This is a genomic window from Salinisphaera orenii subsp. orenii MK-B5, from assembly GCF_003788635.1.
GTDB lineage: Bacteria > Pseudomonadota > Gammaproteobacteria > Nevskiales > Salinisphaeraceae > Salinisphaera > Salinisphaera orenii.
In genome coordinates this window covers 20,544-37,408 of the sequence record NZ_AYKH01000017.1, presented here as the reverse complement: position 1 = coordinate 37,408, position 16,865 = coordinate 20,544, and the positions used below count along the sequence as shown (strand labels likewise).

Sequence of the window (16,865 nt, the reverse complement as noted above, 5' to 3'; positions counted from 1 at the left end):
CGAGCCCGGTCTAGGGGGCGAGCCGTTCGAGGGCCCAGGCATCGTTGTCGCGACGGTAGCGCAGCCGGTCGTGCAGGCGGCCGTGCCGGGCCTGCCAGAACTCGATGCTGTCGGCGACCAGCGCATAGCCGCCCCAGTGCGGCGGGCGGGGGACGTCCCGGCCCTCGAACTGCGCCTCGGCCCGGCTCAGGCGCTGGTCCAGCTCGGCCCGGCCGGGAATGACCTCGCTCTGCGGCGAGGCGTGGGCCCCGATCCGGCTGATGCGTGCGCGCCGGGCGAAATAGGCGTCCGCGTCCTCGGGCCCGAGCTTGTGGACCGTGCCGGTCACCCGGACCTGGCGCTCGATCGGCTCCCACCAGAACACCAGGGCCGCATCCGGGTGCACGGCCAGGGCCGCGCCCTTGCGGCTTTCGTAGTTGGTGTAGAAGCGAAAGCCGTCGGCGTCGAACCCCTTGAGCAGCACGATGCGCGCCGAGGGCCGTCCGTCCGGATCGATGGTGGCCAGCGTCATGGCGCTGGGCTCCTTCAACCCGCAGCCGCGGGCGGCCTCGTACCAGTGGCCGAACAGGGCCAACGGATGGGCCGGTACCGCGTCCTCGTTGAGGTCGTCGCGGTCGAGATCGCCCTGCCAGGCACTCGGCGCGTCGCTCATGCGGGCTAGTCCTCGAGCGTGAAGCCGACCTTCACGGAGACCTGCCAGTGCGCGATCTCGCCGCCCTCGACGTGGCCGCGGGTCTCGGTGACCTGGAACCAGCGCATGTGCTTGATCGTCTTCGAGGCCTCCCGGATCGCCTTGCGCACGGCGTCTTCCTGGCTGGTCTCGGAGGAGCCGGTGAGCTCGACGGTCTTGTAGACGTTGTCGGTCATGATGAAAGTCGGTTGCAACGGATTTGGCGCTTAGCCTACGCCGCGCGTCGTTCGCGCTCAAGAACGCGGGCACGCCGGGCCGCGATGCCGAGCAAGCGCTCGATATGGTACAAAAGCGGCCCGTTTTTCATCCTTTTCGCGAGCCCGGCATGAAAGCACTGCGCATAGTCGACACCGATGACGGCACCCGCGGCGAATTGACCGATGTGGCCCTCGATACCCTCTCCGAAGGCGATGTGGTCATCAAGGCCCGCTATTCGTCGCTGAACTTCAAGGACGCGCTGGCGATCACCGGCCAGGGCAAGATCGCGCGCAAGCGCCCGCTCAACGCTGGCATCGACGTCGCCGGCACGGTCGAATCGAGCGAGGATGCGCGCTTTTCACCCGGCGACGAGGTGCTGGTGACGGGCTGGTTTCTCAGCGAGACCCGCGACGGCGGCCTGGCCGAATACGTGCGCGTGCCGGCCGACTGCGTGACCGCCCGGCCCGAGGGCCTGAGCCTCTGGGAGACCATGGCGATCGGCACCGCCGGCTTCACCGCGGGCATGGCGATCAAGCGCATGCGCGACAACTTCCAGGCGCCCGAGCAGGGACCGGTCGTGGTCACCGGCGCGACCGGCGGCGTCGGCATGTTCGCCATCGACATGCTCGCCGGTGCCGGCTACGAGGTCATCGCGGTGTCGCGCAAGGCCGAGCAGCACGGCGATTTCCTCCGTCAGCTCGGCGCGACCGACGTGATCGGCCCCGAGGCGCTCGATCTCGAAGGCAAGCCCATGGGCAAGCCGGTCTATGCCGGCGGCATCGACGCCGTGGGCGGCGAGCTGCTGGCCAATCTGCTCGGCCACGTGCATCCCTACGGCAACGTCGCGGCCATCGGCCTGGCGGGCAGCCCCAAGCTGCCGACCATGGTCCTGCCCTTCATCCTGCGCGGCGTGTCGCTGCTGGGCATCCATTCGGTGGAATGTCCGCCGGCCTGGCGCGAGCAGATCTGGGCCGCCATGGCCGGCGCGGACAAACCGTCTCATCTGGACAGCATTGCAACGCAAACCGTAGGCTTGCGCGACGTTTTCGACGTGTGCGAGGCCATCATGGCGGGCCGCAACACCGGCCGCACGGTGGTGGATATCCAGGCCTAGGCGGCATCCGGCCATCTTTGATCACGAGGAGTTTGGGATGAGCAACAACGAGAACAGCGCCGGCCTGGCCGGCGTCACCGCCGGCAAGACGGCTGTCTGCACGGTCGGCAAGAAAGGCGTGGGCCTGACGTATCGCGGCTATCTGATCGAGGACCTGGCGGCGAAGGCCGAGTTCGAGGAGGTCGCCTACCTCATGCTCTACGGCGAGCTGCCGACCCAGAGCCAGCTCGACGCCTACAAGCAGCGCCTGATCGGCATGCGTGGCCTGCCCGATGCGGTCAAGAAGGCGCTCGAGCTCACGCCGGGCGACGCGCATCCCATGGACGTCATGCGCACCGGCGCCTCGGTGCTGGGCACCGTCGAACAGGAGAACGATCCCGAGGCCCAGCAGCACGATGTCGCCGATCGCCTGCTGGCGAGCTTCCCGTCGATGCTGCTGTACTGGTATCACTTCACCGACAGCGGCAAGCGCATCGACGTCGAGACCGATGACGACAAGATCGGCGGCCATTTCCTGCATCTGCTGCACGGCGAGAAGCCGAGCGCGGACGCCACCAAGGCGATGTCGACCTCGCTCATCCTCTACGCCGAGCACGAGTTCAACGCCTCGACGTTCACCGCGCGCGTGGTCACGGCAACGCTGAGCGACTTCTACAGCGCGGTCACCGCCGCCATCGGCGCCCTGCGCGGCCCGCTGCACGGCGGCGCCAACGAAAAGGCCATGGAACTGATCCAGACCTTCGAGGACGCCGACGCGGCGGAGAAGGGCCTCAAGGAGATGATGGCGCGCAAGGAAAAGATCATGGGCTTCGGCCATCGCGTCTACAAGACGCACGATCCGCGCAATCCGATCATCAAGGAATGGTCGAAGCACTTCGCCGGCGACGATGCCTACAAGCGCAATCTCTACGAGATCTCCGAGCGCATCGAACAGGTGATGTGGGACGAGAAGAAGCTGTTTCCGAACGCGGACTTCTACCACGCCACGGCGTATCACTTCCTCGGCATTCCGACGCACCTGTTCACGCCCATCTTCGTGATCTCGCGGCTGACGGGCTGGGGCGCGCACATATTCGAGCAGCGCGCCGACAACCGGCTGATCCGGCCGAACGCGGAATACGTGGGCCCGGAGATCCGCGACTTCCGCCCGATCGATCAGCGCGGGTCATAGAATGCGGCGCCCGCTTCCCGGCGGGCGTGGCACCCGGTAGTCTCGGGCCCATGAGCGATCAATCGGCGGCGGGGAGATGCAGATGATTCTGGCGTACTGGTGCGTGCTGATCGCGGCGTTCATGCCGGTGGCCTTCGTCGCCTATGCGAAGTTCGCCGGCGGCTCGCGGCGGATGGATCTGGCCGATAACCACCACCCGCGGGCGTGGCTGGAGCAGACCGAGGGCGCGCAGAAACGCGCCTACTGGGCCCAGCTCAATTCGTTCGAGGCCTTTCCGGCGTTCGCCGCGGGCGTGATCATCGCGGTGATCTCCGGCGGCTCGATCGGCGCGATCAACGTCTTTGCGGTGCTGTTCGTGCTGCTGCGCATTGCCTACGGCTGGTGCTATATCACCGATCGGGCCACGGCGCGCAGTCTCGTCTGGTTCGGTGCCACCGCCTGCACCATCGCGCTGTTTCTGGTCGCCGCGATCGGCTAGGGCGTCGCGGCGCCCGGGCGAACGCCCGCGCCGCGCGCGCGATGCGCGCCTGACGGGTGGCCCGGCGATGTTCGGGCCGGTGGACTTTCGTTGCCGCCCTTCCGAGGCCCGGGTCGGGGCGCGGACCGGCCGATGCTCGATTCGTTTCGATGCTGCGGGCACGGCCGCCCGATCGCCCCGGTTTGACGCCCTGCTCCGGGCCCGGGGCGCACGGCGGCGCCCGGCCGGGCTCACGAGGCATGACCGAGCTGTCGCATCGCCGGTCGGTCGCTTCGGCGCCTCGCCTCGGCCGCCGAGCGTCCGGAACGCGCGGCGTCATGCCCTTCGCGCTCGGGGATCGCTATCATGCAGGATGGCCGGTACACGCCGGCTCGATCGTGGTCGTGGCCCGGCACGCCGGGTCGCCGATGAAAAATCGAACGACAAGAGCACTACGAGCGAGGGATGGGATCGGCGTCGCCCCGGGGCGGTGTCATCGGCTTTTGCATGCGGCGCCCTTCAGGGGTGCGAGAGGAGCGAGATGCGGACCAAGCGACTCAATCTGGTCGATATGGCCTGGCTGCGGGTGGAATCGGCGCGCGCGCCGATGCACGTCGGCGGCCTGCTGACCTTCCACAAGCCGGCGGATGCGCCGGCGGACTTCTGCCAGCAGGTCGTCGATGCCTGGCGCAGCCACAGCGCGGCCTACCGGCCGTGGAACCAGCGGCTGCGTCCCGGTCGGTTCAACTATCTGTCGCCCGAATGGGAGCTGCTCGACACCATCGACGTCGACTATCACTTCCGCCATTCCGCGCTGCCCGCGCCGGGCGGCGAGCTGGAGCTCGGCACGCTGACCTCGCGCCTGCACAGCCATCCGCTGGATTTCTCGCGTCCGCCCTGGGAATGCCATCTGATCGAGGGGCTGGAGAACGAGCGCTTCGCGATCTACCTCAAGATGCACCATTCCCTGATCGACGGTGTCGCCGGCATGCGGCTGCTGGCGCGCGCGCTGGCGGAGACGCCGGACGAGCCCGAGCGGCCGCCGTTCTGGGCCATCGAGCCGAAGCAGCGGCGCTGGAAGAAGGCGCCTGAGGAGACGCCGCCGGGGCTGTATCGCGCCGTGGCCGAACTGACCTCGGGCGCCCGCGAGCAGGTCACCTCGCTGCCCGGCTTCGCCAGCGTTCTGCGCGACATGCTCAGTGCCGCGCGTTCGAAGACGCGCAGCCTCGGCCTGCCCTTCGCCGCGCCGCAGTCGATCCTCAACGGCCGGATCGACGCCACCCGGCGCTATGCGACCCAGCTCTATCCGCTGTCCGAGCTGCGCATGCTGGCGCGGGCCGCGGGCGTGTCCGTCAACGACATCGTGCTCACCATCTGCGGCACCGCGCTGCGCCGCTATCTGCGCGAGCTGGGCGAACTGCCGGCCAAGCCGCTCACCGCCGGGATCCCGGTGTCCGTGCGCCCGGCCGACGACGAGGATTGCGGCAACGCCATCACCTTCATCATCGCGAGCCTGGCCACGGACGTGGCCGACATTCGCGAGCGGCTCGAGATCGTGTCCGCCTCCACGCGCCAGGCCAAGCAGAACCTGGAGAAGCTCTCGGCCGCCGCGATCACCCAGTACACGGTCGCGCTCATGGCGCCCTACGTGCTGTCGCTGGTCTCGGGCATGGCCGGGCGTACCCGGCCGGTGTTCAACGTCACGGTCTCCAACGTGCCGGGCCCGCGCAAGCCGCTCTACATCCGCGGTGCGCGCATGGAGGCCTTCTATCCCACCTCGCTGGTCACCCACGGCCAGGCGCTGAACATCACCGTGCACGGCTATGCCGACACCATGGGCTTCGGTTTCATCGGCTGTCACGACAGCCTGCCTTCGATGCAGAACGTCGCGGTCTATGCCGGCGAGGCGATGGCGGAACTCAAGGCGCTCTATCTGGACGGCGCCGGCGACGCGCCGCGACGCAAGCAGCCGAGCCGGCGCTCGCCGCGCGGCTGAGGTCGCGCGGCCGGGCGGCCGGTCCCGAACCCCGGCCTAGGCAGGCGGCGTGCGTTCCGGCCACGCGTGGCCCCGTATCGCCGTGCCGAGGCACCGCAACCGCGCGCCACCGGCCGGCTGGAACGTGCGTTCGGGGCGGCCGGTGCTCGTGGGGCCGGCCTGCGCCGAGCACGTCGGTTCGATTGCGAAAGGCGCGACGCTGGCCGGGGTACCCGACTGCGCCGCCGAGTCCGGGCAGCCCGGGCGCGGTGGCGACGCCCCGGCGGCCGCCGATCGATATGTCGATGCACGCACGCGGCCGGACGGTCGTCGGGGCCGAGCGCGGTCCGGGGGAATGCCTCGTCGCCGCCCCGCGCCGCATCGGGGTGTCGCCGTGCCGCGGCAGCCGGGTCGAGACGGTATCGGTGTATCATGCGGTCGACCGTCGACCGAATATGCGGGCGTCATCGCGGTCACGGAAGGTTCTTGCTCCGCGTCCCGGCCTTCGGGATCGCGGCCGGGAACCCCGCGATGCTCGGCGGCCTCGTGGCCGACCACGCCACGACAGCGAGCTGCGCCGGCGCCGGACATCGCCGGGTTTTATCGCGATCCGGTGTCATCGGCGACGCCGGGCGAGGTCGGCACGCATGACGGTGCGGGGTCGCGCCCGCGTTAAGAAACGGGAACGGACATGCCCCTGGTACTCCTCATCGTCGACCTGCCGGCAGCCTATCGGCAACGGATCGCCGACCGTTACGAGCTGGCGTGCCTCGCCCCGGGCGAGATCGTGCCCGACAATCCGCTGTGCCGGCGCGCGGCGGTGGTCTGGACCAACGGCATGGTGGGGCTGTCCGATGCCGCCATGGCGGCGCTGCCGGCGCTGGAGATCATCGTCTGCCAGGGCGTGGGCCATGACGGCGTGGACCGGGCGGCGGCGCAGCGGCGCGGCATTCCGGTGGTGGCGGGGCGCGGCGTGAACAGCACCACCGTGGCCGACCACGCGATGGCGCTGCTGCTGTCGCTGCTGCGCCGCGTGCCGCACTACGATCGCTGCGTGCGTGACGGCCAGTGGCTGGCCGTGCGCGAGCTGGAGCCGGTGCTGACCGGCCGTCGGGTGGGCATTCTGGGCTTCGGCCGCATCGGCCGCCTGATCGAACGACGGCTGCAGGGATTCGACTGCGAGATCGTCTATCACGCCCGGCGCCCGGCCGAGGCCAGGGTGGCCGACTACGCCGCCTCGCCGATCGAGCTGGCCGAGCGCTGCGAGCTGCTCGTGCTCTGCTGCCCCGGCGGGCCGGCGACGCACCATCTGGTCGATGCGGCGGTGCTCGAGGCGCTGGGCCCGAACGGCTGTGTGGTCAACGTCGCCCGCGGTTCGGTGGTCGACACCGAGGCGCTGGTCACGGCGCTCGAGAACGAGCGCATCGCCGGGGCGGCGCTGGACGTCATCGAGGGCGAGCCCGACGTGCCCGCGGCCTGTCGTACCCTGCCCAATCTCATCTGTACGCCCCACGTCGGCGGCCTGTCGGCGGTCGCATTCGACGAGATGGTGACCCAGGGGCTGGCTAGCCTCGCGGCCCATTTCGCCGGCGACGACTCGTTGCCCGGGCAGGTGACGCCCTGAGGGCGGATCCGCGCCGGCGGGGTGCTCAGCCGTTGCCCGGCGGCCCCCCGGGCTGCAGTCGCTGGAGGGCGCCGGCGTAGCCCGAGAAGCGCTGCGCCAGATGTTCCAGGATGGGCGCGATGTCCAGCTCCCGCGCCAGACGATGGTCGGCGGCGCGTTGGTAGGCGCTGCAGCCCATGTCGCGGTAGTAGTCGAGCCCGAGCGCACTGCGCCCGTAGCGCTGGCGGTGTTCGATCCAGCCGCGGCCGATGCCGGCGAGATACAGCGCATAGTTGCCCATGTGCGCGTGCACCAGAAACTGCCGTTCGGGCCCGCTTTCCGCGGCTTCGGCCATGAGGTCGACGAGATACTCGAAGGTCTCGTGCTCGCCGGGCTGGATGCGGTAGAGCCGGTCGGTGCGCACGAACAGACTCAGGAGATTGGCGAGATAGCGCTGCACGCGCCGCTGCAGATAGGTGCGCGGCCGTGGCAGGTGGCGGCGCAGCAGCACGTGGAAATACAGCTGGGGCGAGATGTCGAGCCAGCCGCCGGCCGCACCGGTGACCTGCCGATAGACCGCCTCGCCCTCGATCAGCGCCTCCACCGCCGGCGAGGCGCCCGGGGCGAGCAGGCTGTCGTCGTCGCTCGGGTGGCCGGCGGCGGCGAGCAGGAAGGCGATATCGCCGGGCCGCGGCCAGATCGCGTCGGCGTGGGCGAAATCCGGCACCCGCGGGACCGGCGGCCGGTTGGCGTCCGGGCGGGCGGCATCCGCGCCGCGCCGCGCGCTGCTGAAATCCACGGGTACGATCTTGTCGCTCATCGAAAGCCCTCCGGTGGCCCTGTCCGCATTCTTGCGCACTGGGCGCGGCTTGCCCAGCGCGCGGCGCCCGGACCGGCGCCGATTGGGAGGCCGAATCCCGGGGCGGGGCCGCCCGGTCACGGCGGGTTCGCCTCGAAACGCTATACTGACGCGGCAATGGACCTGACTTCGCAACCATGCGCCCCCTCGGGCGCGAGCCGCCTGGTATGACCGACAACGCCTCTGACGCGTCCCGGGCCGAACCCCGGGGCGGACACAACTTCCTGCGCCAGCTGATCGCCGATCAGATCGCCCGCGGCGAGCACCACGGCGAGGTGGTGACGCGCTTTCCGCCCGAGCCCAACGGCTATCTGCACATCGGCCACGCCAAGTCGATCTGCCTGAATTTCGGGCTGGCCGAACACTTCGGCGGCAAGTGTCGGCTGCGCTTCGACGACACCAATCCCGAGAAGGAGGAGCAGGAGTACATCGACTCGATCCAGGCGGACGTGCACTGGCTGGGCTTCGACTGGGAAGGCGCGGTGCGCTTCACCTCCGACTACTTCGATACGCTCTACGACTACGCGCTGCACCTGATCGAGCAGGGCCATGCCTATGTCGATGAACTGAGTTCCGAGCAGGCGCGCGAATACCGCGGCGACTGGAACACCCCGGGTACCGACAGCCCCTATCGCGAGCGCAGCGTCGAGGACAATCTGGCCGCCTTCGAGAAGATGCGGGCCGGCGGCTTCGCCGAGGGCGAGGCCGCCCTGCGCGCGAAGATCGACATGGCCGCCGGCAACATGAATCTGCGCGACCCGATCATCTATCGCGTGCGCCACGCCGCGCACCACCAGACCGGCGACGCCTGGTGCATCTATCCGTCCTACGACTTCGCCCATGGCCAGTCGGACGCGATCGAGGGCGTGACCCACTCGATCTGCACGCTCGAGTTCGAGGACCATCGGCCGCTGTACAACTGGTTCATCGAGCACTTGCCGGTGCCCGCGCGGCCGGTCCAGTACGAATTCGGCCGGCTGCATCTGAACTACACCATCACCAGCAAGCGCCGGCTCCGGCGGCTCATCGATGCCGGCATCGTCGACGGCTGGGACGATCCGCGGATGCCGACGCTGTCGGGCATCCGCCGGCGCGGCTACACCCCGGCCTCGATCCGCGCCTTCTGCGAGACCGTGGGCGTGTCGCGCTCGGACGGCGTGGTCGACACCGCGGTGCTGGAGAACGCGGTCCGCGACGATCTCAACCACAACGCGCCGCGCGCGATGTGCGTGATGGACCCGCTCAAGCTGGTCATCACCAACCTCCCCGAGGAGGCGGTCGAGATGCTCGCCGCCCCGGGCCACCCGAACCGCGACGATCTGCCCGCGCGCACGCTGCCGTTCACGCGCGAGGTCTTCATCGAGAAGGCCGACTTCCGCGAGTCGGCGAACAAGAAGTACAAGCGCCTGGTGCTCGGCAAGCGGGTGCGGCTGCGCAACGCCTATGTCGTCGAGGCCACGGACGTGGTCCGCGACGACGCCGGCGAAGTGATCGAAGTCCATTGCCGCTACGATCCGGACACCCTCGGCGACAACCCCGCCGACGGCGTCAAACCGCGGGGCGTGATCCACTGGGTCTCGGCCAGCCACGGCCGGCGGGCGCTGGTGCGCGCCTACGACCGGCTGTTCGCGACTCCGAATCCCGGCCGCGAGACGGGCGATTTTCTGGACGATCTCAACCCGGCCTCGCTCGAGGTCCACGCCGGCTGCTGGATCGAGCCCGGCCTGGCCGAGGTCGAGGCCGAGCAGCGTGTCCAGTTCGAGCGCATCGGCTATTTCGTGGCCGATCGCTTCGATCACCTGCCCGGGGCGCCGGTGTTCAACCGGGTGGTGCCGCTGCGCGACAGCTGGTCGAAGATCGACGACGGCCGCTGAGGGCTGTGCCGATGCCTCGCGCCACGGCGCCGACGGACTGGGCCGCCTGCGAGCGCGAACTCGCCGCGGGTGCGGCCGCGCTCGGCCTCGAGCTGGGCACGGGCGTGCGCGCGCGGTTGCTGGATTATCTCGCCGAACTGGCCAACTGGAACGCCACCCACAACCTCACGGCCGTACGCGAGCCGCGGGCGATGGTGGCCCGGCATCTGCTCGATAGCCTGGCCGTGCTCGAGGCGGTGACGGGCCCGCGGCTGGCGGATGTAGGCACCGGCGCCGGGCTGCCGGGGCTGGTGATCGCGCTGGCGCGGCCGGAGATCGCGGTCACGCTGATCGAGTCGAGCGCGAAGAAGGCGGCCTTTTTGCGTCACGTTCGCCGACGTTTGCAGCTCGCCAACGTCGAGGTCGTGCGGGCCCGCGTGGAGGCCCATGCGCCCGCGACCGGTTTCGATTGCGTCATCTGCCGCGCCTTTGCCGCGGCGGACGACTGCCTGCGCCTGGCCGGCCATCTGGTGGGCCCGGGCGGGCGCTTCCTGCTGATGAAGGGGCGGGACCCGGCCGCGGAACTGGGGGCGCTGCCGCCGGCGTTCCGGCATCGCGAGACGCGCGCGCTGACGGTGCCCGGGCTGGATGCCGCGCGGCATCTGGTCGTTCTCGAGCCCGTTCGGGCCTGATCGCTGCCCGGATGCGCGCGCGCCGGGCCGCCCGGGTCGGCGCGCGGGTCGCATCGTGCTTTAGGATACGCGCTCATGAGCAACATCATCGCCATCGCCAATCAGAAGGGCGGCGTCGGCAAGACCACGACCGCGATCAATCTGGCCGCCGCGCTCGCCGAGGCGGAGCAGCGGGTGCTGCTCGTCGATATGGACGCCCAGGGCAACGCGACCATGGGCGTGGGCGTCGACAAGAACGCGCTCGAGGCCACGGTCTGCGATTTCCTGCTCGGCGACAAGGGCGTGGCCGAGGCCCTGGAGGTCGTGCTCGACGGCGCGTTCTATCTGCTGGGCGCCAACGGCGACATGACCGCCGCCGAGGTCGGTCTGCGCGATCGGCGCAACGGCCGTCTCGCGCTCAAGCACGCGATCGCCGAGATCTCGGACAGCTTCGACTATGTCGTCGTCGACTGCCCGCCGGCCCTGTCGATGCTCACGATCAACGCGCTGGCCGCCGCGCGCGGCGTCATCATACCCATGCAGTGCGAGTACTACGCGCTGGAGGGGCTGTCGGCGCTGCTGGAGACGATCGAGAGCGTGCGCCAGATGATGAATCCCGAGCTGACCATCGAGGGCGTGCTGCGCACCATGTACGACGCCCGCAACCGCCTGACCGGGGACGTCTCCAATCAATTGATCGAGTATTTCGGCGATGCGGTCTACGAGACCGTGATCCCGCGCAACGTGCGGCTGGCGGAGGCGCCGAGTTACGGCCTGCCGATCATGCATTACGATAACGCCGCAACCGGGGCCGCGGCCTATCGTGCGCTGGCCGCGGAGATCCTCGGCCGCGACGACAGCGAGATCGTCGGGGCCCCCCAATCCGGCGCGCGGCGCGCGGTGTCGTCGCTGTTCGGTCGGCGGCGGCGCGCGCGCTAGCGGTCTCATCGGGAAGACGCAGTTATGGCACAGAAGAAACGCGGGCTCGGCCGGGGGCTGGAGTCGCTGCTGTCCAAGGACCTCGAGGAGGCCGCCGAGGCCGGCGTCGCCGCCGAGCTCACCGAGGTCGGCCTCGACGCGCTTAGGCCGGGCCGCTATCAGCCGCGCCGCGACATGGACGCCGAGGCGCTGGAGTCGCTCGCGCAGTCGATCCGCTCGCAGGGCGTGGTCCAGCCGCTGGTCGTGCGCGACACCGGCGACGGCTACGAGATCGTGGCCGGTGAGCGCCGCTGGCGGGCCGCGCGGCTGGCCGGGCTGGAGACGGTGCCGGTGGTCGTGCGGGCGCTGCCCGACGAGACCGCGATGGCCGTCGCGCTCATCGAGAACATCCAGCGCGAGGATCTCAATCCGCTGGAAGAGGCCGAGGCGCTGCGCCGGCTGATCGAGGAATGCGGCCTGACCCATGCCGCCTGCGCCGAGGCGGTGGGTCGTTCGCGCGCGGCGGTGTCGAATCTGCTGCGCCTGGCCGAGCTGGTGCCCGAGGCCCAGGCGCTGCTGCGCAGCGGCGACATCCAGATGGGGCACGCGCGGGCACTGCTCGGTGCGCCGGCCGCGCTGCAGGCCGATCTCGCGGCCCGGGTGGCCGCCCGTCAGCTGACCGTCCGCCAGACCGAGGCGCTCGTGGCCTCGGCCATGGCCGAGGACGATGACGGCGAGACGGCGCCACGCCAGAGCAACCGGCTGGTGCGCTTCGAGCGCGAGCTCGGGGATACGCTCGGCGCCCGCGTCACCGTGCGCTCGCAGCGGGGCGGTCGGGCCCGTGTGGTGATCGACTACGCCAGTGCCGGCGAGCTGGAAGCGCTGCTGGAACGGCTCAAATAATCGGCATTTGCCTGTATCAGGCAGCTTTTTGCTGCAATTGACCTTCGTTTTTCCTTTGTCTATAGTCCGTCGAGCGCCGTGACCGACACGAGGAGAGAATGTGTCGGGACGGTCGCCGCGGTGGGGGATTCTCTAAGATGAACCGGCCACGTCTGCGTCACATGAGTCTCGCGTTCGCGGTGCTCGGGGCGCAGCTGACCATGGGGCTCGTGTGTGCCGCCGGCTTCGGCGGGTTGCGCGGGGCCGACGCTGCAGCGGCTGCCTTTTTCGGCGCGATCGTTGCCGCAGTGCCCGGTTTCTGGATGGCGCTCTGGATGCTTCCGCGCCGTCGGGCGATCGATGCACGCAAGATGGCTCGCGCCTTCTACATGGGCGAGTTCGGAAAACTCGGATTGACCGTAGGGCTGTTTTTCGCGGCAGCCCTTTTGTTTGGTCAGCAGTTTCTGCCGCTGCTCGTCACCTACGTGGCCTGTCTGGCGTGCTACTGGCTGGCCCTGATGATGACGCGATAGGTCGTCGGCGAACGCGCCGCGGGTTCGACAGAGGCTTGGATCGAGGAACAATCGCATGGCCAGTGCCGAAGAGGGCGGCAGCACCGCCACCCAGTACATCCAGCACCATCTGACGAACCTCAAGTTCGATCTGAGCAGCATGCAGATCGACGGGCACGCCAGTGGCTTCTGGGTGCTGAACGTTGATAGTCTGTTCTTCTCGATCGTGCTGGGTGTGTTCTTCCTGTACTTCTTTCGGCTGGCGGCCAAGAAGGTCACGGCCAGCGAGCCGAGCGGGCTGCAGAACTTCGTGGAGATGGTGGTCGATTTCACCGATACCCAGGTGCGCGACATCTATCACGGGGACTCGAAGCTGATCGCGCCGCTGGCGCTGACCATCTTCGTCTGGGTCTTCCTGATGAACTTCATGGACCTGATCCCGGTGGACGCGCTGCCGGCGGCGGCCCATGCCAGCGGCATCGAGTATCTCAAGGTCGTGCCCACCACCGATCTGAACATCACCTTCGGGCTGTCGATCTCGGTGTTCCTGCTGATGATGTTCTACGGCATCAAGGTCAAGGGCGGCGTGGGCTTTCTCAAGGAGACGCTGACGCATCCCTTCGGCCCCTGGCTGGCGCCGTTCAACTTCATGCTGTTCCTGGTGGAGACGATCGCCAAGCCGGTGTCGCTGTCGCTGCGACTGTTCGGCAACCTCTATGCCGGCGAACTGATCTTCATCCTGATCGCCACATTCACGCTGGGCGCGGGCGCGAGCCTGCTCGCGATCCCGATGTTCATCCTGCAGGTCCTGCTCGGTGTCGGCTGGGCCATCTTCCATATCCTGGTCATCACGCTGCAGGCCTATATCTTCGGCATGCTCACGATCGTGTATCTGAGCATGGCGCAGCAGGATCACTAGTCGACCAACCCACTGACCCCACTGACTCGTAAACGGAGAGTAGAAAATGCAACAAGCCATTGCTGACGTTCAGGGCATGACCGCCATCGCCGTCGCGATCCTGATTGGCTTCGGCGCCATCGGTACCGCGCTGGGCTTCGGTCTGCTGGGCGGCAAGTTCCTCGAAGGCCTTGCGCGCCAGCCCGAAATGGCCCCGATGCTGACCGGGCGCATGTTCCTGATCGCCGGCCTGCTGGACGCCGTGTCCATGATCGGTGTCGGTATCGCCCTGTTCCTGACGTTCGCCAACCCCTTCGTGGCGGCTGTGCAGTCGGCGGGCGGCGCTTAAGTCGCGGACTTTTTCGCCACCGCCTTGAGTCGAGTTAAGCAAGCCCGGGGTAACCCATGAGCATCAATGCCACACTGCTGGCCCAGATGATCGTCTTCGCGATCTTCGTCTGGTTCACCATGAAGTTCGTATGGCCGCCGATCATGCAGGCCATGCGGGACCGTCAGAAGCGGATCAGCGAAGGTCTGGCGTCCGCGGAGCGCGGCGTTCGCGAGCTCAACGAGGCGACCGCCAAGGCCGAGGAAATGGTCGGCAAGGCACGCGAGCAGTCGCAGGAGATCCTGTCCAACGCTCAGCGTCAGGCCAACGAGACCCTCGATCGGGCGCGCGACGAAGCGCGTGCGGAAGGCGATCGAATCGTCGCCGCAGCCCGAGAGGAGGTCGACCAGGCGGTCGCCTCGGCCAAGGAGGACCTGCGGCGCGAGGTCGGCGAGCTGGCCGTCGTCGGCGCGGAGCGCATTCTCAAGCGCGAGATCGACGCCAAAGCGCACAACGACATCATCGACGATCTCGTCACGGAGATCCGCTAAGCCATGGCCGAGATCCAGACGCTGGCACGGCCCTATGCGGAGGCCGTCTTCGAGATCGCACAGGCCGGAGGCACGCTGGATGCGTGGTCCAACGCGCTGGCCGCGCTCTCGGCCGTGGTCCGCAATCCGGACGTGGCTGCGGTGCTCGACAATCCCGAGATCGACGATCGCGTGCTGGCCGATGCCATCATCGGCATCGCGGACGACGACCTCAACGACGGGGCACGCAATCTCGTGCGTCTGCTGGTCGAGAATTCCCGGCTCCGTCTGGTGCCCGACATCGCCGACCAGTTCGAGTCGCTCAAGGCCGAGGCCGAGAACCGGGTCGACGTGAGCGTGACCTCCGCCGTCGAGTTCTCGGACGACCAGCAGGCCGCGCTCGCGCAGTCGCTCGAGCAGCGGCTGGCGCGCACCGTGCGCCTGAGCTTCGAGCGCGATGAGAGCGTGATCGGCGGCGCGGTCATCCGGGCGGGCGATCTGATCATCGACGGGTCGCTGCGCGCCCAGCTCGAGCGCATGCGGCAGTCACTGGCGCACTAAGCCCGGCTCTTACAGGCGATCATCCGCCGGCGGCAGGCGCCGCGGCGACAAGGACACAGAGGACAAGGTCAATGCAACTCAATCCGTCGGAAATCTCAGACCTGATCAAGAAGCGGATCGAAAACTTCGATTCCGTCACCGAGTCGCGCAACGTCGGCACGCTGGTCAGCCTGGCGGACGGCATCGCCCGCATTCACGGGCTGGCCGACGCCATGCAGGGTGAGATGCTCGAATTCCCGGGCGGCACCTACGGTATCGCGCTCAACCTCGAGCGCGATTCGGTCGGCGCGGTGCTCATGGGCGAGTACACCCACATCTCGGAGGGCTGCGAGGTCAAGACGACCGGCCGTATTCTCGAGGTGCCCGTCGGCGACGAGCTGCTGGGTCGCGTGGTCGATCCGCTCGGCATTCCGATCGACGGCAAGGGCGAGCTGGGCACGACCCAGACCGCGCCGATCGAAAAGGTTGCGCCGGGTGTGATCGAGCGTCAGTCGGTCGACCAGCCGGTGCAGACCGGCCAGAAGTCGATCGACGCCATGATTCCGATCGGCCGCGGCCAGCGCGAGCTGATCATCGGTGACCGTCAGATCGGCAAGACCGCGATCGCGATCGACACGATCATCAATCAGAAGAACAGCGGCATCAAGTGCATCTACGTCGCCATCGGGCAGAAGAACAGCTCGATCGCGGCGGTGGTGCGCAAGCTCGAGGAACAGGGCGCGATGGATCACACCATCGTCGTAGCTGCAGGCGCGGCGATCTCGCCGGCGCTGCAGTACATCGCCCCGTACGCCGGCTGTTCCATGGGCGAGTTCTTCCGAGACAAGGGCGAGGATGCGCTGATCGTCTTCGACGATCTGTCCAAGCAGGCGGTGGCCTATCGTCAGATCTCGCTGCTGCTGCGCCGGCCGCCGGGTCGCGAGGCCTTCCCCGGCGACGTGTTCTACCTTCATTCGCGTCTGCTCGAGCGCGCGTCACGCATCAACGCCGATTATGTGGAAGAGCTCACCGACGGCGAGGTCAAGGGCAAGACCGGCTCGCTGACGGCGCTGCCGATCATCGAGACGCAGGCGGGCGACGTCTCCGCGTTCGTGCCGACAAACGTGATCTCCATCACCGACGGTCAGATCTATCTCGAGGCCGACATGTTCAACTCCGGCATTCGGCCGGCGGTGAACGCGGGTCTGTCGGTCTCGCGCGTGGGTGGCTCGGCCCAGACCAAGATCATCAAGAAGTTGGGTGGCGGCATTCGCCTTGCGCTGGCGCAGTACCGCGAACTCGCCGCCTTCGCCCAGTTCGCCTCGGATCTGGATGCCGCCACCCGCAAGCAGCTGGAGCACGGCGAGCGCGTCACGCAGCTGATGATCCAGAAGCAGTACCAGCCGCTGTCGGTCGCGCTGATGGCCGCTTCGCTGTTCGCCGCCGAGAAGGGCTATCTCGACGACGTCAACGCCGACAAGGTCACCGATTTCGAAGCTTCCCTCCATCAGTACATGGAGACGGAGCAGAAGGAGTTGATGGACCAGATCAACGAGACCGGCGACTACGGCGACGAGGTCGAGGAGTCCCTGCACAAGGCGCTGAAACAGTTCAAGGAGACGCACACCTGGTAACGACACCGGGCGTCTTTTTGGCATCGTTTAA

At 68.3% G+C, this 16,865-nt stretch carries 18 protein-coding genes; 15 read left to right on the top strand and 3 right to left on the bottom strand.

Annotated features, from left to right (window positions below):
* Positions 1-10: 10 nt before the first annotated feature.
* Positions 11-652, bottom strand: coding sequence for a pyridoxamine 5'-phosphate oxidase (gene pdxH / locus SAOR_RS09785; RefSeq protein WP_123631261.1), 642 nt, complete (start codon positions 650-652; stop codon positions 11-13).
* 5 nt (positions 653-657) lie between these two features.
* On the bottom strand, positions 658-867 hold the full coding sequence (locus SAOR_RS09780) for a dodecin (RefSeq protein ID WP_123590235.1): 210 nt from the start codon (positions 865-867) through the stop codon (positions 658-660).
* A gap of 149 nt (positions 868-1,016) precedes the next feature.
* Here SAOR_RS09780 and SAOR_RS09775 point away from each other — a divergent pair, with 149 nt between their 5' ends.
* The 5 genes from SAOR_RS09775 (at position 1,017) to SAOR_RS09755 (ending at position 7,230) form a co-directional block, all read left to right on the top strand.
* Positions 1,017-2,003, top strand: coding sequence for an acrylyl-CoA reductase family protein (locus SAOR_RS09775; RefSeq protein ID WP_123590236.1), 987 nt, complete (start codon positions 1,017-1,019; stop codon positions 2,001-2,003).
* Positions 2,004-2,040: 37 nt separating this feature from the next.
* Positions 2,041-3,174, top strand: a complete 1,134-nt coding sequence (prpC, locus tag SAOR_RS09770; protein WP_123631260.1) for a bifunctional 2-methylcitrate synthase/citrate synthase — start codon at positions 2,041-2,043, stop codon at positions 3,172-3,174.
* A gap of 82 nt (positions 3,175-3,256) precedes the next feature.
* Positions 3,257-3,652 (top strand): MAPEG family protein, encoded by a 396-nt coding sequence (locus SAOR_RS09765; RefSeq protein WP_123631271.1) that lies wholly within the window; start codon positions 3,257-3,259, stop codon positions 3,650-3,652.
* A 520-nt stretch (positions 3,653-4,172) separates the two neighbouring features.
* Positions 4,173-5,627 (top strand): WS/DGAT/MGAT family O-acyltransferase, encoded by a 1,455-nt coding sequence (locus tag SAOR_RS09760; RefSeq protein ID WP_123590238.1) that lies wholly within the window; start codon positions 4,173-4,175, stop codon positions 5,625-5,627.
* Between the two features lie 670 nt (positions 5,628-6,297).
* Positions 6,298-7,230, top strand: coding sequence for an NAD(P)-dependent oxidoreductase (locus SAOR_RS09755; RefSeq protein WP_123590239.1), 933 nt, complete (start codon positions 6,298-6,300; stop codon positions 7,228-7,230).
* Positions 7,231-7,255: 25 nt separating this feature from the next.
* On the opposite strand, the gene SAOR_RS09750 is transcribed toward SAOR_RS09755, so the two are convergent.
* On the bottom strand, positions 7,256-8,029 hold the full coding sequence (locus SAOR_RS09750; protein ID WP_123631259.1) for a hypothetical protein: 774 nt from the start codon (positions 8,027-8,029) through the stop codon (positions 7,256-7,258).
* A 206-nt stretch (positions 8,030-8,235) separates the two neighbouring features.
* Here SAOR_RS09750 and SAOR_RS09745 point away from each other — a divergent pair, with 206 nt between their 5' ends.
* From SAOR_RS09745 to atpA, 10 genes are all read left to right on the top strand, one after another.
* Entirely contained in the window at positions 8,236-9,942 is a 1,707-nt protein-coding gene (locus SAOR_RS09745; protein ID WP_123590241.1) for a glutamine--tRNA ligase/YqeY domain fusion protein, read from the top strand.
* An 11-nt stretch (positions 9,943-9,953) separates the two neighbouring features.
* Positions 9,954-10,613, top strand: coding sequence for a 16S rRNA (guanine(527)-N(7))-methyltransferase RsmG (rsmG, locus tag SAOR_RS09740; RefSeq protein WP_123631258.1), 660 nt, complete (start codon positions 9,954-9,956; stop codon positions 10,611-10,613).
* 75 nt (positions 10,614-10,688) lie between these two features.
* Positions 10,689-11,531, top strand: coding sequence for a ParA family protein (locus SAOR_RS09735; protein ID WP_123590243.1), 843 nt, complete (start codon positions 10,689-10,691; stop codon positions 11,529-11,531).
* A 24-nt stretch (positions 11,532-11,555) separates the two neighbouring features.
* Positions 11,556-12,413 (top strand): ParB/RepB/Spo0J family partition protein, encoded by an 858-nt coding sequence (locus SAOR_RS09730; protein WP_123631257.1) that lies wholly within the window; start codon positions 11,556-11,558, stop codon positions 12,411-12,413.
* A gap of 137 nt (positions 12,414-12,550) precedes the next feature.
* Positions 12,551-12,925 carry an ATP synthase subunit I gene (locus SAOR_RS09725; protein WP_185015624.1) on the top strand — a complete coding sequence of 125 codons (375 nt, stop codon included), beginning with the start codon at positions 12,551-12,553 and terminating at the stop codon, positions 12,923-12,925.
* A gap of 55 nt (positions 12,926-12,980) precedes the next feature.
* Positions 12,981-13,823, top strand: a complete 843-nt coding sequence (atpB, locus tag SAOR_RS09720; protein WP_123590246.1) for a F0F1 ATP synthase subunit A — start codon at positions 12,981-12,983, stop codon at positions 13,821-13,823.
* A gap of 46 nt (positions 13,824-13,869) precedes the next feature.
* On the top strand, positions 13,870-14,151 hold the full coding sequence (gene atpE, locus SAOR_RS09715) for a F0F1 ATP synthase subunit C (protein ID WP_123590247.1): 282 nt from the start codon (positions 13,870-13,872) through the stop codon (positions 14,149-14,151).
* Positions 14,152-14,207: 56 nt separating this feature from the next.
* Positions 14,208-14,681 (top strand): F0F1 ATP synthase subunit B, encoded by a 474-nt coding sequence (locus tag SAOR_RS09710; protein WP_123590248.1) that lies wholly within the window; start codon positions 14,208-14,210, stop codon positions 14,679-14,681.
* A 3-nt stretch (positions 14,682-14,684) separates the two neighbouring features.
* Entirely contained in the window at positions 14,685-15,221 is a 537-nt protein-coding gene (locus SAOR_RS09705) for a F0F1 ATP synthase subunit delta (protein ID WP_123631255.1), read from the top strand.
* A 71-nt stretch (positions 15,222-15,292) separates the two neighbouring features.
* On the top strand, positions 15,293-16,834 hold the full coding sequence (atpA, locus tag SAOR_RS09700; RefSeq protein WP_123631254.1) for a F0F1 ATP synthase subunit alpha: 1,542 nt from the start codon (positions 15,293-15,295) through the stop codon (positions 16,832-16,834).
* Positions 16,835-16,865: the final 31 nt, after the last annotated feature.

Bases quoted from the DNA above. Each gene is read 5' to 3' on its own strand.
- pdxH (WP_123631261.1), bottom strand. From the start codon at position 652: ATGAGCGACGCGCCGAGTGCCTGGCAGGGCGATCTCGACCGCGACGAC.
- SAOR_RS09780 (WP_123590235.1), bottom strand. From the start codon at position 867: ATGACCGACAACGTCTACAAGACCGTCGAGCTCACCGGCTCCTCCGAG.
- SAOR_RS09775 (WP_123590236.1), top strand. From the start codon at position 1,017: ATGAAAGCACTGCGCATAGTCGACACCGATGACGGCACCCGCGGCGAA.
- prpC (WP_123631260.1), top strand. From the start codon at position 2,041: ATGAGCAACAACGAGAACAGCGCCGGCCTGGCCGGCGTCACCGCCGGC.
- SAOR_RS09765 (WP_123631271.1), top strand. From the start codon at position 3,257: ATGATTCTGGCGTACTGGTGCGTGCTGATCGCGGCGTTCATGCCGGTG.
- SAOR_RS09760 (WP_123590238.1), top strand. From the start codon at position 4,173: ATGCGGACCAAGCGACTCAATCTGGTCGATATGGCCTGGCTGCGGGTG.
- SAOR_RS09755 (WP_123590239.1), top strand. From the start codon at position 6,298: ATGCCCCTGGTACTCCTCATCGTCGACCTGCCGGCAGCCTATCGGCAA.
- SAOR_RS09750 (WP_123631259.1), bottom strand. From the start codon at position 8,029: ATGAGCGACAAGATCGTACCCGTGGATTTCAGCAGCGCGCGGCGCGGC.
- SAOR_RS09745 (WP_123590241.1), top strand. From the start codon at position 8,236: ATGACCGACAACGCCTCTGACGCGTCCCGGGCCGAACCCCGGGGCGGA.
- rsmG (WP_123631258.1), top strand. From the start codon at position 9,954: ATGCCTCGCGCCACGGCGCCGACGGACTGGGCCGCCTGCGAGCGCGAA.
- SAOR_RS09735 (WP_123590243.1), top strand. From the start codon at position 10,689: ATGAGCAACATCATCGCCATCGCCAATCAGAAGGGCGGCGTCGGCAAG.
- SAOR_RS09730 (WP_123631257.1), top strand. From the start codon at position 11,556: ATGGCACAGAAGAAACGCGGGCTCGGCCGGGGGCTGGAGTCGCTGCTG.
- SAOR_RS09725 (WP_185015624.1), top strand. From the start codon at position 12,551: ATGAACCGGCCACGTCTGCGTCACATGAGTCTCGCGTTCGCGGTGCTC.
- atpB (WP_123590246.1), top strand. From the start codon at position 12,981: ATGGCCAGTGCCGAAGAGGGCGGCAGCACCGCCACCCAGTACATCCAG.
- atpE (WP_123590247.1), top strand. From the start codon at position 13,870: ATGCAACAAGCCATTGCTGACGTTCAGGGCATGACCGCCATCGCCGTC.
- SAOR_RS09710 (WP_123590248.1), top strand. From the start codon at position 14,208: ATGAGCATCAATGCCACACTGCTGGCCCAGATGATCGTCTTCGCGATC.
- SAOR_RS09705 (WP_123631255.1), top strand. From the start codon at position 14,685: ATGGCCGAGATCCAGACGCTGGCACGGCCCTATGCGGAGGCCGTCTTC.
- atpA (WP_123631254.1), top strand. From the start codon at position 15,293: ATGCAACTCAATCCGTCGGAAATCTCAGACCTGATCAAGAAGCGGATC.